This window comes from Fibrobacter sp. UWB15 (assembly GCF_900177705.1).
In the GTDB taxonomy this organism is placed as follows: domain Bacteria; phylum Fibrobacterota; class Fibrobacteria; order Fibrobacterales; family Fibrobacteraceae; genus Fibrobacter.
Genome location: NZ_FXBA01000001.1, coordinates 412993 through 426790, shown reverse-complemented (window position 1 = coordinate 426790; position 13798 = coordinate 412993). Strand labels below are relative to the sequence as shown.

13 protein-coding genes are annotated in these 13798 nt (G+C 51.6%); 9 read left to right on the top strand and 4 right to left on the bottom strand.

Features of this window, described 5'->3' with window-relative positions:
- Nucleotides 1–48 precede the first annotated feature (48 nt).
- The 4 genes from B9Y58_RS01825 to B9Y58_RS01810 are packed head-to-tail and all read left to right on the top strand — an operon-like array spanning nucleotide 49 to nucleotide 3824.
- Nucleotides 49–1308 (top strand): zinc metalloprotease, encoded by a 1260-nt coding sequence (locus B9Y58_RS01825; RefSeq protein ID WP_233247801.1) that lies wholly within the window; start codon nucleotides 49–51, stop codon nucleotides 1306–1308.
- Nucleotides 1309–1312: 4 nt separating this feature from the next.
- A complete protein-coding gene (locus B9Y58_RS01820; protein ID WP_073053762.1) occupies nucleotides 1313–1882 on the top strand; it encodes a DUF4416 family protein in 570 nt (189 codons plus the stop codon).
- Entirely contained in the window at nucleotides 1879–2865 is a 987-nt protein-coding gene (locus B9Y58_RS01815; protein ID WP_143154624.1) for a tetratricopeptide repeat protein, read from the top strand. Before B9Y58_RS01820 ends, B9Y58_RS01815 begins: the two co-directional genes overlap by 4 nt.
- 11 nt (nucleotides 2866–2876) lie before the next feature.
- Nucleotides 2877–3824 carry an asparaginase gene (locus B9Y58_RS01810; protein WP_073053758.1) on the top strand — a complete coding sequence of 316 codons (948 nt, stop codon included), beginning with the start codon at nucleotides 2877–2879 and terminating at the stop codon, nucleotides 3822–3824.
- Nucleotides 3825–3876: 52 nt separating this feature from the next.
- Here the strand turns inward: B9Y58_RS01810 and fabV are convergent, their stop codons facing one another.
- Nucleotides 3877–5079 carry an enoyl-ACP reductase FabV gene (gene fabV, locus B9Y58_RS01805; protein WP_073054706.1) on the bottom strand — a complete coding sequence of 401 codons (1203 nt, stop codon included), beginning with the start codon at nucleotides 5077–5079 and terminating at the stop codon, nucleotides 3877–3879.
- A gap of 177 nt (nucleotides 5080–5256) precedes the next feature.
- Here fabV and dtd point away from each other — a divergent pair, with 177 nt between their 5' ends.
- From dtd to B9Y58_RS01790, 3 genes are all read left to right on the top strand, one after another.
- The gene (gene dtd, locus B9Y58_RS01800) at nucleotides 5257–5691 is read left to right on the top strand and encodes a D-aminoacyl-tRNA deacylase (RefSeq protein ID WP_073053757.1); all 435 of its coding nucleotides are present in this window, start codon (nucleotides 5257–5259) and stop codon (nucleotides 5689–5691) included.
- Between the two features lie 15 nt (nucleotides 5692–5706).
- Nucleotides 5707–7500 carry a homoserine O-acetyltransferase MetX gene (locus B9Y58_RS01795; RefSeq protein ID WP_233247800.1) on the top strand — a complete coding sequence of 598 codons (1794 nt, stop codon included), beginning with the start codon at nucleotides 5707–5709 and terminating at the stop codon, nucleotides 7498–7500.
- Nucleotides 7501–7565: 65 nt separating this feature from the next.
- Entirely contained in the window at nucleotides 7566–8447 is an 882-nt protein-coding gene (locus B9Y58_RS01790; protein ID WP_072798762.1) for a YicC/YloC family endoribonuclease, read from the top strand.
- 72 nt (nucleotides 8448–8519) lie between these two features.
- Here B9Y58_RS01790 and B9Y58_RS01785 read toward each other — a convergent pair whose 3' ends face one another.
- Nucleotides 8520–9446, bottom strand: a complete 927-nt coding sequence (locus tag B9Y58_RS01785) for an FISUMP domain-containing protein (RefSeq protein ID WP_073053755.1) — start codon at nucleotides 9444–9446, stop codon at nucleotides 8520–8522.
- A 25-nt stretch (nucleotides 9447–9471) separates the two neighbouring features.
- Complete coding sequence (locus B9Y58_RS01780) at nucleotides 9472–10587, bottom strand: glycosyl hydrolase family 8 (RefSeq protein WP_073053753.1); 1116 nt, start codon at nucleotides 10585–10587, stop codon at nucleotides 9472–9474.
- A gap of 94 nt (nucleotides 10588–10681) precedes the next feature.
- On the opposite strand from B9Y58_RS01780, the gene B9Y58_RS01775 reads away from it, so the two are divergent.
- Together B9Y58_RS01775 and B9Y58_RS01770 are read left to right on the top strand one after the other, a co-directional pair.
- The gene (locus B9Y58_RS01775) at nucleotides 10682–11548 is read left to right on the top strand and encodes an NAD(P)/FAD-dependent oxidoreductase (protein ID WP_073054702.1); all 867 of its coding nucleotides are present in this window, start codon (nucleotides 10682–10684) and stop codon (nucleotides 11546–11548) included.
- A 36-nt stretch (nucleotides 11549–11584) separates the two neighbouring features.
- A complete protein-coding gene (locus B9Y58_RS01770; protein WP_143154623.1) occupies nucleotides 11585–12418 on the top strand; it encodes a radical SAM protein in 834 nt (277 codons plus the stop codon).
- Here the strand turns inward: B9Y58_RS01770 and B9Y58_RS01765 are convergent.
- On the bottom strand, nucleotides 12415–13797 hold the full coding sequence (locus B9Y58_RS01765) for a TldD/PmbA family protein (protein ID WP_073053749.1): 1383 nt from the start codon (nucleotides 13795–13797) through the stop codon (nucleotides 12415–12417). The two genes, B9Y58_RS01770 and B9Y58_RS01765, sit on opposite strands and share 4 nt — an antisense overlap.
- Nucleotide 13798: the final 1 nt, after the last annotated feature.

Here is a 13798-nt window from a genome sequence, read left to right as displayed (position 1 = left end):
GGCATGTTGGAGACATTTTTTATGAAAAATTTTTGTAAAAAATTTTGTTTGCTGTCTTTTGTCGGTCTTGTCCTATTCTTTACCGCATGCGCCGAGAGTGAAACTGAGGAATTTACACTTTACCCCGACAACCAAGGCGATATTTTTCTCCGCAGACTTTACCCCAATGATTTAGCCAAAAACGATTCTGCCGCAGCAAACATCGCCCATGGCATTACGCTAGTCGTTCACCCTAACGCCACCTATCAGCTGTCTTTCGACGTAGACCCCAATTTTGATGCTCCTACATTGCAGCTTTTCAGGCTATACTTGAACAAAGAGCAAACTGAATGGCATGGTAGCAAAGTCCGTTCGCTGAAACCCGATATCGAAAACGGACGATACGTTTACTCTTTCATTTGTGAGGAAAATTCATTTACCGAATGGGCCACATCGCTGGTTCTTGACGAAACCTACTACAAGGGGAGGGTTTCAAACATTCGTTTCACCGGGAACGGAGCGTATTCTGACCATTTTTCAATCAACTTGATCCTAGTCGGCAACATCGAAGAGGAAATCGAAGGCTACACCATAGACGAGCTCGCATCAAACCTATTGCAAGAATTCCGCGCACAATACACATCCGTAACGATTGACACACTCTATATAAACTACGCTTCCAAGCACCCCACTCTGGGTGCCAAATATCCGGCAAATGAACCCTGGCTGGCAGGAGCCTCTTCAGAAGACTTTTTCCTTTCGGAACTAGGCGGATGGCCCGGTATTGAAGACGCCCTGGATATTGTATTGGTCCACTACATTAAAAACGATGGGGTATTGGGCTACTCAAAGCCTTTCAGCGCAAATCTTGGAAAGGGCGCCGGCAGCACCGTTGTTCTGGGAACCCACATCAAGACGCCCTACGGCGAAGACTCTATCTCCATGAAAGATATTGTTGAAACAGCTTTGCACGAAACAGGTCATTTCTTTGGGCTCAGGCACACCACCGCCACCAAGGCAGACATTGAAATTCTCCAGGGCGATTACGACATCGGTGACTATTCGAATTTAGACGACGGACTTGACGACACGCCTTATTGCAGCGTAGGCTACACCAAATCCTTAATGAAAATTAAAAGCACCGACATCGTCAAAGTTCCTGGATTGTCCCGCATTTATATTGCAGGAAACACAACCACCTTCAATGTCAACAACTGTCCTGACGCCGACAACTACATGTTCCCCACTACCGTGAAGGACAAGGTACTTTCGTTCAGCAAGCAACAGCTTGATATGATCCGCAAGAACCTGATGATTTTCCCGCACTAAGTTTATGAAGTCTTCTCAATTTTCTGAAAACGCACAACTATTGGCTTTTGTCTTGCAGCCCGGCGAACAGTGGCTGCCCGAAGTGATTGACGCATTGGAACGCACTTGGGGCAAAATCCGCCACAAGGGCAAGCTTTTCGCATTTGACCAGACGCCCTATTACACCCCCGAAATGGGCGAAGGCCTGTACCGCGGCGTGGTTTCTTTCGAAAAGGAAATTCCGCCCGAAACAATTGCTTTCGAAAAGGAACGCAGCAATGCTCTCGAACTCACGATGGCGCAGGCGAGCGATCCTGATGCACGCCGCGTGAACATCGATATCGGCTACATGGACTTGGACAAGGTGGTGCTCCCCAGTTACAAGCGCGGCCCCTTCAAGCTTTACGCCGGCAAGGGCGTGTGGCTCGACATGCTGTTGACTTATGCAAAGGGACAGTTCCACCCCACCGCCTGGGCGTTCGAAGACTTTAAGCGGAATCCGTACCAGCACGACTTGCAGCTCATTCGGGAGCGTTACAAGAAGGCGGGCGGCGGAAAAAACGGTTCATCTAAAGAATCGGCGGTACGGCTTTGAAAAATTTGGTCTCGATAGTCATTGGCGTAATCGTCTTGCTTATTGGTGTCCGCTGGTTTATGCAGCAGTCGGCGGCCAAGGAGGCTTTCGACAAGCACGAAGCGTTAATCGCCGAGACAAACGAGTGCCTTGAAATGGCCGAATGGAACTGCGCCGAGAAAAACGTGCGCACGCTCCTCAAGGAAACCCCTGACGACCAGAACTTGCAACTGCACCTGGCAGGAATCCTTTTCGAGCAGGAACGCTACGAAGACTGCATCGCCTATGTACAATCGCGCAAGTTCAAGCATGGTGACCTCAACTTCTTAAAAGAAAAGTCGGAGTCGCTGATGCGTGAAATGGCTGAATTGCAACTGGAACGTTCGATGCATTTCCGCGTGGAATTCGAAGGCCGCCCCGCCAGAAGCGACATTGCCGAAGCGCTCGCCGTGCTGGAAGTCGCCTACGATTCGCTATGCCACCTGTTCGATTTTCATCCTGAAAACAAGATGCACCTGGTGCTTTACGAATCTTCGCAGTACCAAGGGGTTGGCCCTCGCCCCGAGTGGGTCGGCGCCGTATTCGACGGAAAACTTCGCATTCCGGTAAACGTGATGGCCTACCGCGAAATTTACCGCCCGATGTTCTTCCATGAACTCACGCACGCCTTCATCCGCGCCATGACTCGCCACCACATTCCGCTCTGGGTCAACGAAGGTATCGCCCAAGTGATTGACGCCTCGCGCACGGGAATGCAACGGCCCGAAGGTGGCGCCCCCAGTATCGAGGCTCTCACGACCCCGTTCGTGAACGAGAACAACACCGGCACGGCCGTTAAGCTCTACTGGTATTCGCAGGCCATGGTGGAACGCCTTTTGGCCCGCAATGCAAGTCTCGTGCACTTCAGAGAATTCATCCAGAGCATGCGCACCTTGGGCGACGAGTCTGCTTTGCAAAAGTTCTATGGCGTGACAACGCAGCAGCTGCTCGACGAAGTAAGGTAGCGGAGGTTTCTATGGCAAAGAAAAAACACATCGTGATTCTTGCTACGGGCGGCACGATTGCCGGCGTCGGTGAGCCCGGCAAAAATACGGGCTACGTGTCCGGGCAGATTTCCGCTGAAGACTTGGTGGCATCCGTGCCAGAGCTTTCGGAGTACGCCGAAATCACGACTGAGCAGATTTGCAACGTGAATTCCGACGACATGACGGACAAGCTGTGGATTGCGCTTTCGAACCGCATCGCCGACTTGCAAGCGGACGAAACGGTGGACGGCATTGTGGTCACTCACGGCACCGACACCATGGACGAAACGGCCTACTTCGTAAGCCTTACGGTCAAGTGCGAAAAGGCGGTGATTTTTACAGGCTCCATGAAGCCCGCTACCGCCAAGGATCCCGACGGCCCCGCAAACTTGCTGGGCGCCGTGCGTGCGGCAGCCGGCTTCGCGGTCGACGACGACCCGCCGGCGAACTTGGTGTGGGTGTATTTCGCAGGCGAACTTTTCGACGCCCGGAGCGTTCAAAAGTGCTCTGCCTCGGCAATTAACGCGATGGGCGTAAGCGCTCCCGGCGAAGGCTCTAACTGGAACGCCTTAAAGGAACAGAATTTTTTCGACGTTTCCAAGCTCCAAGGCCTGCCGCGCGTGAACGTAGTCTACTTTACCGTAGATGCGAACCCGAAAATTCTGGAGTACGCCGCCTGCGTCTCCGACGGCCTCGTGATTGCTGGCGCAGGCGCAGGCGAATTCAGTATCGCCTGGGCCCGCGCCCTCGAAAAGATCGATATTCCGGTCGTCATCGCAAGCCGCACTCACCACGGGCTCGTGACTTTGAACGAATCGCTTGCGCCTGGCCGCATCTGCGCTGGCCGCCTGCCGCCTCAAAAGGCCGCAGTCCTCCTCAAGCTCGTGCTCACCGCCACCACGAAAGTGGACGAAATCAAGCGGGTTTTCGCGCTATAAAAAGACGCGGTTTTACCCGCGCCTTTTTTAGCTTCACAACATAAGACTCTAATTAAATCGTTTCGACGCTCTTCACGTCAGCGCTGTAGTCCACGCCCTCGATGTCAAAGCCGTTCGTCGCCAAGAAATCGTGACGATAGCCTTCGAGGTCGCCCACCTGCGCCAAGTTTTCTTGCGTGATGGTCGCCATGCGTTTGTTCACTTCTTCTTGCACCTTCGGGTCGAGTTCCCAATCGTCAATGCGAATCAGGTGTTTTTCATCCGTCGGAACGGCGCTGCCCGTATACAGGCGCTCGTTCATCAGGCGTTCCATCTGCTCGATGCAACCTTCGTGGCTCCCCTGTTCCTTCATCACCTTGAAAAGCACCGAAAGGTACAGCGGGATAATCGGAATCACAGCGCTGGAGCGCGTGACCAAGCCCTTGTTCACGGACACATAGGCTTCGCCCTTCAACTCGCGTTCAAGTTCTACGTTCAATTCGCGCGCGGTTGCTTCCAGGTGCTTCTTGGCGCCGCCAATGGTACCGTCGCGGTAAATCGCATGAGAAAGTTTCGGACCGATGTAGGAATATGCCACCGTCTTCACACCTTCGGCAAGCACGCCGGCATCCTTGAGCTGACGCACCCAAAGCGCCCAATCTTCGCCGCCCATCACCTTCACGGTGTTCGCCATTTCTTCTTCGTTGGCGGGTTCTGCGCTAATCGTGCTAATTTTGCCCGTCATGCAGTCAATCGTTGCACCCGAGAAAGTTTCGCCAATCGGCTTCAAAACGCTGCGGTAAAGGGTTCCGTTATCCGGATCCACACGCACGCTCGATGCCACGCTGTACACCAACAAGTCTACCTTGCGGCCCATCTTGTTGAGCGTATTGATCACGTTCTTGCGCATTTCATGCGAGAATGCATCGCCATTAAAAGTCACCGATTCAAGCCCCGCTTCATGAGCGAACTTGTCAAAGGCCATGTTGTTGTACCAGCCGGGAGTTCCCGTTTTCTGACGTTCGTCGGAACCTTCTTTTTCAAAAGACACGCCAATCGTTGCAGCACCGAATTCAAAGGCTGCAGAAATGCGACTTGCAAGTCCATAACCGGTCGAGCATCCCAATACCAGAACCGTCTTCGGAGCTTCTTTCGGAGTTCCGCGTTCAGCGCGCTTCTTTTGTACGTATTCAATCTGGCGCTTCACATCCATGGCGCAGCCTTGGGGGTGGGCATTCACGCACATATTGCTGCGGATCATCGGCTCAATCACCATAAACATTTCCTTTTGTTTACATTTTTCGCGGCCAAATCTAGAAAAGAATGGATTTTTTTGTACCCTTTTGGAGCCCTTCCCTTGTTTTTCGCAAGGAAAAGATATTTTTGTAAGCTTTTTGACAGATTCAACAATCGAAAAGGCCGCTATAGAAAAATTTTATTATTTTACAGGCCTATGAAATTTCTGATTCAACGCGTTTTGAACGCCCAAGTCGATATCGACGGCGAGACCGTCGGAAAAATCGGCAAGGGCTACATGATCCTTATCGGAGTGGGCGAAGGTGACTCCAAAGAGATCGCCGACCGCTACATCCGCAAAATGCTTGCGCTCCGCATCTTCGCCGACGAAAACGGAAAGACCAATCTTTCGATTAAAGATGTCGGCGGCGAACTCCTACTGGTTTCACAATTTACTTTATACGCAAATTGCAACAAAGGAAACCGCCCCACGTTCAACGGAGCCGGAAACCCCACCCTAGCAAGCGAGCTATATGATTATATTATAGCGGAATGCAAAAAGGAGATTCCAAACGTGCAAACAGGGCGCTTCGGCGCTGACATGCAGGTGAGTTTAACCAACGACGGACCGTTTACGATTATGTTGGAATAAGCTATATTTATGCATATGAGTGAATTTTTGCATAAATACAGCGTCGGCCCAGTGGTGCCCCAGACCTTTACGAAGGATTACGGGGACGAGGGTTTTAAGCTCGAAAGTGGCAAGACCCTTCCGGCGCTGACCATCCGTTACGAAACGTACGGAACGCTAAACGCCGACAAGAGCAATGTTGTCTGGGTGTGTTCTCCACTTACGGCAGACGCACACGTTGCCGGCTACTATACCGAAAACGACAAGAAGCCCGGTTGGTGGGATGCCCTGATTGGCCCCGGAAAACCGGTCGATACAGACAAGTTCTTTGTCGTGTGCAGCAACATTTTAGGTGGTTGTAAAGGCACCACAGGCCCGGCAAGCATCAACCCGCGCACGGGCAAGCCCTACGGCAGCACCTTCCCCATGATTACCATCGGCGACATGGTGAACGCCCAGCGAGAACTCGCCAAAGGCCTCGGCATCGATCAGCTCTGCTGCGTGATCGGAGGTTCCATGGGTGGTTTCCAGGCCATGAAATGGGCCATTTACTACCCGGACCTTGTTCGCCGTTGCATCGTGATTGCAAGCTCTCCGCGATTCAGCAGCCAGGCTCTCGGTTTTGAAATCGTCGCCCGCGACGTGATTACCCAAGACCCGAATTTTAACGGCGGCGACTACTACGAATCGACTCACCCCGATGTCGGCCTTTCGAACGCCCGCAAGCTCGCCCACATTACCTACCTCAGCGCCGTGGGCATGGAACAAAAATTCAAACGCGCCCAGGACCAGGAAAGCCGTAACCACGCTGTCACCTACAGCACACCTTTCGACCTGAACCTTCCGCTCGAAAGCTACCTGCGTTACCAGGGTGCCAAATTCGTAGACCGCTTCGACGCCAACAGCTACCTGCACATTGCACACGCGACCGACAGTTTCGATCTCGAAACGGAATACGGTTCCCTTGAAAACGCTTTCAAGGGCGTGAAGGCTGAATTTCTGAACGTGAACCTGAGTACCGACTGGCTTTTCCCGCCGCATGAATCGCGCCGTATTACAAGCGCACTCTTGAATGCCGGCAAAGTAGTGACAAGCCTCGAGCTCGACACGCAATTCGGTCACGACGGATTCCTTATTGAAGTCGGCGACCTCGGAAAGGCCGTAGGCCGTTTCCTCGACAGTAAGATTATTCCGACCAAAACCGAAACGCAGGTCATGCCCGTTTTCCACGACACCGAAGACTTCGACTTCATCGGAAGCCTCGTCAAGGAAAATAGCAAGGTGCTCGACCTCGGCTGCGGTAACGGCGAACTTCTCGATTTCTTGAACAAGAAAAAGCATGTTGAAGTTCTCGGTATCGAGCGCAACTTCAAGAGCATCATGGATTGTCTCGAAAACGATGTGCCCGTGATCCAGCGCGACCTTGACGAAAGCGGCATTCGCGATTTCAAGGACGGCAGCTTCGATTACGCCATCATCAACCGCACCATTCAAGAAATCCGCGACCCGGTGGCTCTCTTGAACGAACTTCTGCGTGTAGCCAAGCGCGCCATCGTGACCTTCCCGAATTTCGGTCACTGGACAACCCGCGGAAGCCTGATGCTGCACGGACGCATGCCGAAATCCAAGGAATTACCGTACGAATGGTATGACACGCCGAATATCCGCCTCTTGACGGTGAAGGATTTCCATACCCTTTGCGACAAGGAAGGCTTGAAAATCGAAACTATCAGCTACCAGAACGAACACAAGCTCAGCAAGTTCCTGACGGCTATCGGTTTTGCAAACTTCGGCGCAGAACATGTAATTGCAATGGTGACCAAGAAATAGTTGCAACGTCATTGCGAGGAACGCAGTGACGAAGCAATCTATTAATGAATGCAAAAGGATTAAATATGGCTATTTTATCGATGACGGGGTTTGGAAAAAGCGAGTCCATGTACCAGGGTGCAAGCTGCGTGATTGAAGTCCGCAGCGTGAACAACCGCTTTTTGGACATCTCTTGTAAGTTGCCCAAGAACTTGGCCTACCTTGAGAATAGTTTCAAGAATCAGATTAAGGACAAACTGGTCCGCGGCTCCGTCATCTTTAGCGTGACACTCGGTGCAGGCACCGGCGGAAATATTCCAGTTTCCTACAACGAAGCCGCCATCGCCAAGTTCGTCGACATTACGCGAGCCATGCAGAAAAAGTTTGGCATCGAAGGTAACATCACTCTGGAAAACATCCTTGCACTCCCCGAAGTGCTGCAGTTTACCGACGCCGATGCGGACTCTGAAGCACTCGAAAAACATTTGGCAGCGGAACTCGACAAGGCTCTTGACCAGGTGAACGAAATGCGTGCCAAGGAAGGCGCAAACCTCGCCCGCGATCTCGAAGGCCGCGTAAATCATTTGAACGCTGTTCTCGACAAAATCGAAGTCCTCGACCCCCAGCGCATCGAAGTCTGGAAAGACAAGTTCAAGGAACGCATCAACGTGCTTTTGAAGGATTCCGAAATCGACGACGTCCGCCTGCTGCAGGAAGCCTGCATCATGGCCGACAAACTCGACATTCACGAAGAAATCACGCGCTTCCGCAGCCACAACAAGTTGTTCCTGAACGCCCTCAAGGAAGGCGGCGCCCAAGGTAAGAACCTCGGCTTCATTCTGCAAGAAATGGGCCGCGAAGCCAACACCCTCGGCACCAAGTGCCAAAGTGCCGACATCGCAGCGCTTGCCATCGAGCTCAAGAACGAAGTCGAGTGCATCCGTGAGCAATCGCTTAACATTGCTTAATCGCGACTCATTTCAAACCATTAAAAAAGGCGCCATTCGGAGCGCCTTTCTCTTTTTCATTCTTAAATCTGCTTAGTCCTTAATGCAACGCAAACTGGCGCCGTATTCCGGATTGAACTTTTCGAACTTGGCAATGTCCTTGTCGTAGAAAAATACGAGTACTTCGCCTTCAGCCGTCCAGAAGAAAGCCCTCTGACCGGCGGCTTCGAACTTGCGTTCCTTCAGCGGAACATCGCTCTTTGCAAAGTGTGCGCCACCGGCCTTGGCTCCGAAGCCGAGTTCATCCTTGCCGTTGCCATAGTTGTTCGTGCCCTTGATCGGGTCCCAGCCGTAGCCAGCCTTCAGCACGACGCCCACCGGTTTTTCCTTGCCCGCAAAAGCAAGCAACTCATTCCATTCGGCCTTAGTCGGCATGTGGAATCCATCTAGGCAGGCCTTCTTCGCATTTTCAAAGTTGTAGAGACGGCCCCAGTGATTGCATTGGGCGCAAAGGGAACCCGAAGCTGTCGCATAATTCATATTTTCTGCGGTCCAAAGCTGCGAACCAATGCGAATCCATTCGTAAGAGTAACCATCGCGCGGGTCCTTATAAGAACCGCTCGTTGCCGGTTCGCCATTTTCGTCGAAGTATTCGCCGAAAGCAATCTGCTTGTTCTGCTTGTATTCGGCCTTGGATGCCACCTTACCATTCTTATGGTAGCGAATCACCGGCCCCTCAATGTAACCGTCGGCATAAGTGTATTCCGCTTCGGGAATACCGTCTTCATAATATTCCTTCACCACCCCTTCGCGACGATCGTTCACGTAATTGGCTTCACGCTTCACGTTACCGTTTTCGTAGTATTCCTTTTCGGGGCCTTCTTTCTTATCTTTGACATAGGTCGTCTCGATACGGATTTTCCCGCTAGGGTAATTTTCAACGCGAACATCTTCGCAACCTGCAAAGATCAAGGCCGCAGCGACAGCCCCCGAAACCATCAGTGCATTTATCTTGTTCATTTCTTCTACTCCTTTTCAAAAAAACTCAGATTCTGATTTTTCCTGCCGTAGCAAGAAGTCCAATCAGATAAAGCATTCCATCGTAGTAACGCCAAAAGCGGTAAGGCACAGACAACGCAGCCAAGTCCTTCACAAAAGGCTTGATGCGCGGGTCATCCGCAGGCAGCACCTGAGTGGCAGCCGCATTCATGGCAATCACACCCGGAGTCGCATTACGACCCGGACGGGGGAAATCACCACCATCAATAGAATAGTCAGCCAGATACGGACGCTTGCTATTGAAGAAGTTGAGCATCTTTTCGCAAATCTGCTTTTCGCATTCATGGCCCTTGAACAGCGCATAATCCAGACTCAGGTTCATGGCGACACGCCAGGCATCGCCACTGAAGCAATCACTTTCGGGGTACCACGGAGTCGCACGCGGAGTGCCATCATATTCGGAGTATTCGCTGCAAAGGCCCGTTACAGGGTGTGCAGCCTTCTGCAAATATTCAAGGCTTTTTTCTACAGTCGTATACCACCTTTCGTCTCCGGTCGCTTCGGCAAAGGCTCGGTAGAAAGCAATAGTGTTGTAGCTCGGATCCGTAAAGTCATTTCCCAATACAGGAGAGAACTTCACTAGATTCTGTTCAGGGTCAATCATCGGGCCCACAATTCCATTATTCGGCTTGTTGCGCATCCAGTTAATGAGACCGATGGCTTCGTCCTTAAGGTCCGGACGATTAAACTTTTCGGCAGCAATCAAAAGGGCCATGGCAAAATATTCTTCGCCATCGGGAGCGGCACCCGGGTCCATCTTGCAAAAATCCGTTGTCGATACCTGCCAGGCAAAATAACCGACATGTGGACCGTCATCGTTACGCAGGTAACGCTTCGAGAAATTCCACAACTTGTCAAACTGGCGTTCATGACCGGTCAATGCCGTGATATACATTCCGTAGCTCATGCCTTCGGAACGAATATCGTCATGTCCGATATCGATGATATAGCTCATGTCATCGGAGGCATCGAAGCAGACTCGTTCATTAATCGGGTCTCCTTCGAATAACTTGCTATAGGCATTTTGTATAAGCTGAGCTGCAAAACTGGGACCATAACCAGCTTCAACAAACATATCGCGTGGGGTCAATCGTTCCATCATAATCCTTTAAACTTTTTTTCAAAAGCGAGCTATTCCATAAGATAAATAATTTGTATTTTATCGTTGTATAGAATAAGTCGATATGGAGGCTTTTATGACAGATATGCTGATTTTAGGCTACGGGCCTGCAGGAATTTCAGCCGCACTCTACGGATTGAGAGCAGGCCTGTCCGTTCAACTGGTTGGTAAAGACGGCGGTGCCCTGGTTAAAGCCCACATGATCCAGAACTACTACGGACTTGAAAAGCCCCTTAGCGGCGAACAACTTTTGGACGTCGGCCACAAGCAGGCCACGGCCCTTGGTGCCCAAATTATCGATGACGAAATCACCGACCTCATGTTTGACGGTCAAGGTTTTTCTGCAAAAGGCCTCGTAGGCGAATACCACGGGAAGGTCTGCATCATGGCCACAGGTGCCGCCCGCAGCAAGCACCCCGTCGCTGGCATGGCAGAACTGGAAGGTCACGGCGTGAGCTACTGCGCCGTATGCGACGCCTTCTTCTACCGTCAGAAAAATGTGGCCGTTCTTGGCAGTGGCGAATACGCCCTCCACGAAGTCCAGGAACTTTTGCAAGTCGTCAAGAGCGTCACGCTTCTTACAAACGGAGCCGCCTTAGCCACCTCTTTCCCGCCCAGTGTCCGCATCGAGAATCGACACTTGCAGTCCCTTGTTGGCGAAGGTCAGTTCAAGGGAGTTCACTACGAAGACGGCACCGAAGAAAACTTCGACGGATTATTCGTAGCCCTCGGCAGTGCAAGCGCAACGGATCTCGCCAAAAAAGCCGGTGCAGGCTTTGACGGACCCACATTAGCACTCGACAAGGATTTCCAGACAACGGTTCCTGGACTTTTCGCTGCAGGCGACTGCACCGGAGGCACACTCCAAGTTGCCGTTGCCGTGGGCGAAGGCGCCAAGGCGGGCCTCGCTGCAATCAAATACATCAGGGAACACAGGGCCTAGATCGAATTTAGAATTCGTTCAGTTCTAAATTTAATCATGCGTCGTATTACTCTACTCACCAACCCTGACAAGTGCAATTTACGTTGCGCCCTATGCTTTTTAAGGCAGCGCGGCGTCATCACGTACGCCGGGGAAATGCCCTTTGAAACCGCCAAGGCAGCCATTGAAAAATACGCCGCTGATCTTGACGAATCCGGAAAGCCTTTACTTAAAGAAGTGATCCCCTCCACCATGGGGGAACCTTTACTTTATTCAAAATTCGAAGACCTGATGTATCTTTGCGAAACGACCGGCATCAAGATGAACCTCACCACCAACGGAACATTTCCCGGCAAGTGGGGCACGCCCTCGGTCATGTTCGAATTGGTTCAAGCCTGTAGCGACATCAAAGTCAGCACGCTCGCCTACGAAATGGGCGGTTTTCTTCGCAACCTGTGGCGAGAAAATGTCGAGAAACTCATCGATTGCCGCAAGCGCAGACTAGATTCCAGCGCCACCATTTCATTGCAAGTGACTTTGCACCGAGAAAATCTCCAAGACTACAAGGATCTTGTCTCCTGGGCCGAAAAAGCAGGCGTCCACCGCATCAAATGGAACCCAGCCGTATTCATACCGGATTCGGCAATCCTTGAAAGACGTTTCAAGCTCAGCAAGCAAGAACTGGACTCTATCCGCCACGAACTTCTAGAAGGGTCTCTCCGTTCAGACAAAATCAAATATGAAGGTTCCCTATTCCTAGAAGACCCTACGGAAGACTGTCCCATGGGCGGGTCCTGCGAAAAATGTCCTTTTACAGAGGAAGTCTGGATTTGGCCAGATGGTCATGAAGACCACTGTCCAAACCCCAGAAGACGCTGGAGTAAAATCTAACGACCACCAACCAGAATCTGGTCTACCTTAATCGAAGGCTGGCCCACTGTTACGGGCACATGGCCGGAGCTTGCGCCGCAAACACCTGCGGCCACTTCCCAATCGGAACCAACCATGCTAATGCGGGGCATGATTTCATGGCCCTTGCCGATTAAGGTAGCACCACGCACCGGCTCACAAATTTTACCGTTACGAATCACATAACCTTCGTCTACAGCAAAGTTGAATTCACCCGTCGCCGGGTTCACGGACCCACCCGCCATGCGAGCCGCATAGAGTCCGTTATCGACACTTGCAATCATCGAATCAAGCGTATCCTTACCGGGGGCAATAAACGTATTGCGCATGCGGCTTACAGGTGCATACTTGTAGCTTTCGCGACGGGCGGAACCCGTAAGGCCGATTCCTACTTCCTGAGCGCCCACACGGTCACTCATGTAAGTTTTCAAAATGCCGTTTTCAATCAAAGTCGTGCGCTGAGTGGGTGTACCTTCGTCATCGTACTTAAGGCTACCCCACACGCCTTCCATGGTACCGTCATCAATAGCGGTCAAGCAAGGTTGGCCAATAGCCTCCCCCAATTTTCCGCAGAACGGGCTTGCTCCGCGACGGACCGATTCCGTTTCAAGCGGATGTCCACAGGCTTCGTGGAAAATCACGCCGCCAAAGCCATTGCCCATCACCACGGGCATCTGGCCGCCCTTAATGTAACCCGCTGAAAGCATACGGAGCACACGCTCGGCGGCTTCAGTAGACAACGCTTCAGGCGAATAATTTGCTAAAAGTTCATAACCACCCAAGGCGCCAGGAGCCTCGTGCGTTGTCAATCTTTCGGTTCCGTCGGACACCGTTACGGTCACATTCACGCGCAGGCGTGCACGATTCATCGACAAATTCAGCCCTTCGCTATTCATAAGCGTAATAGTCGAGCAAGAATCAGTCACCGAAGCACCCACTTGCACTACTTTATCCGAAATCTTACGGGCAGACTGATCCGCACGGAACAAGAAATCCTGCTTTACCGCCTGTCCCAGTACTCGGGGATCCTTGAAAGCATCCACATTGTAATCGGCAACGCGTTTTTGCGAAGCAAATTCAAAAGATTTCGCAGACTGCCCTGCAATACGGCCAAAGGCAAGAGTTTGTACAAGTTTCACCAAGGCATCTTCGGAATCATCGCTGGTAAAGCCGTAAAGCACCTCAGTTCCGTAAATCAATCGGATACCGATGCCGTATTCGGTTCCTGCTGTTGCAGATTCAATTTGGCTAGATTTAAGACCAAGCATGGAGCTGCGAGTTTCTTCTTCAAAAATTTCGACAAAATCCGCACCAGCACTCTTGCCCGCTTCAAAAATTTTAACTGCAACAGAAGGATTCAAA

Bases quoted from the DNA above. Each gene is read 5' to 3' on its own strand.
- B9Y58_RS01810 (WP_073053758.1), top strand. From the start codon at position 2,877: ATGGCAAAGAAAAAACACATCGTGATTCTTGCTACGGGCGGCACGATT.
- B9Y58_RS01790 (WP_072798762.1), top strand. From the start codon at position 7,566: ATGGCTATTTTATCGATGACGGGGTTTGGAAAAAGCGAGTCCATGTAC.
- B9Y58_RS01770 (WP_143154623.1), top strand. From the start codon at position 11,585: ATGCGTCGTATTACTCTACTCACCAACCCTGACAAGTGCAATTTACGT.
- B9Y58_RS01775 (WP_073054702.1), top strand. From the start codon at position 10,682: ATGACAGATATGCTGATTTTAGGCTACGGGCCTGCAGGAATTTCAGCC.
- B9Y58_RS01785 (WP_073053755.1), bottom strand. From the start codon at position 9,446: ATGAACAAGATAAATGCACTGATGGTTTCGGGGGCTGTCGCTGCGGCC.
- B9Y58_RS01795 (WP_233247800.1), top strand. From the start codon at position 5,707: ATGAGTGAATTTTTGCATAAATACAGCGTCGGCCCAGTGGTGCCCCAG.
- fabV (WP_073054706.1), bottom strand. From the start codon at position 5,079: ATGGTGATTGAGCCGATGATCCGCAGCAATATGTGCGTGAATGCCCAC.
- dtd (WP_073053757.1), top strand. From the start codon at position 5,257: ATGAAATTTCTGATTCAACGCGTTTTGAACGCCCAAGTCGATATCGAC.
- B9Y58_RS01820 (WP_073053762.1), top strand. From the start codon at position 1,313: ATGAAGTCTTCTCAATTTTCTGAAAACGCACAACTATTGGCTTTTGTC.
- B9Y58_RS01780 (WP_073053753.1), bottom strand. From the start codon at position 10,587: ATGATGGAACGATTGACCCCACGCGATATGTTTGTTGAAGCTGGTTAT.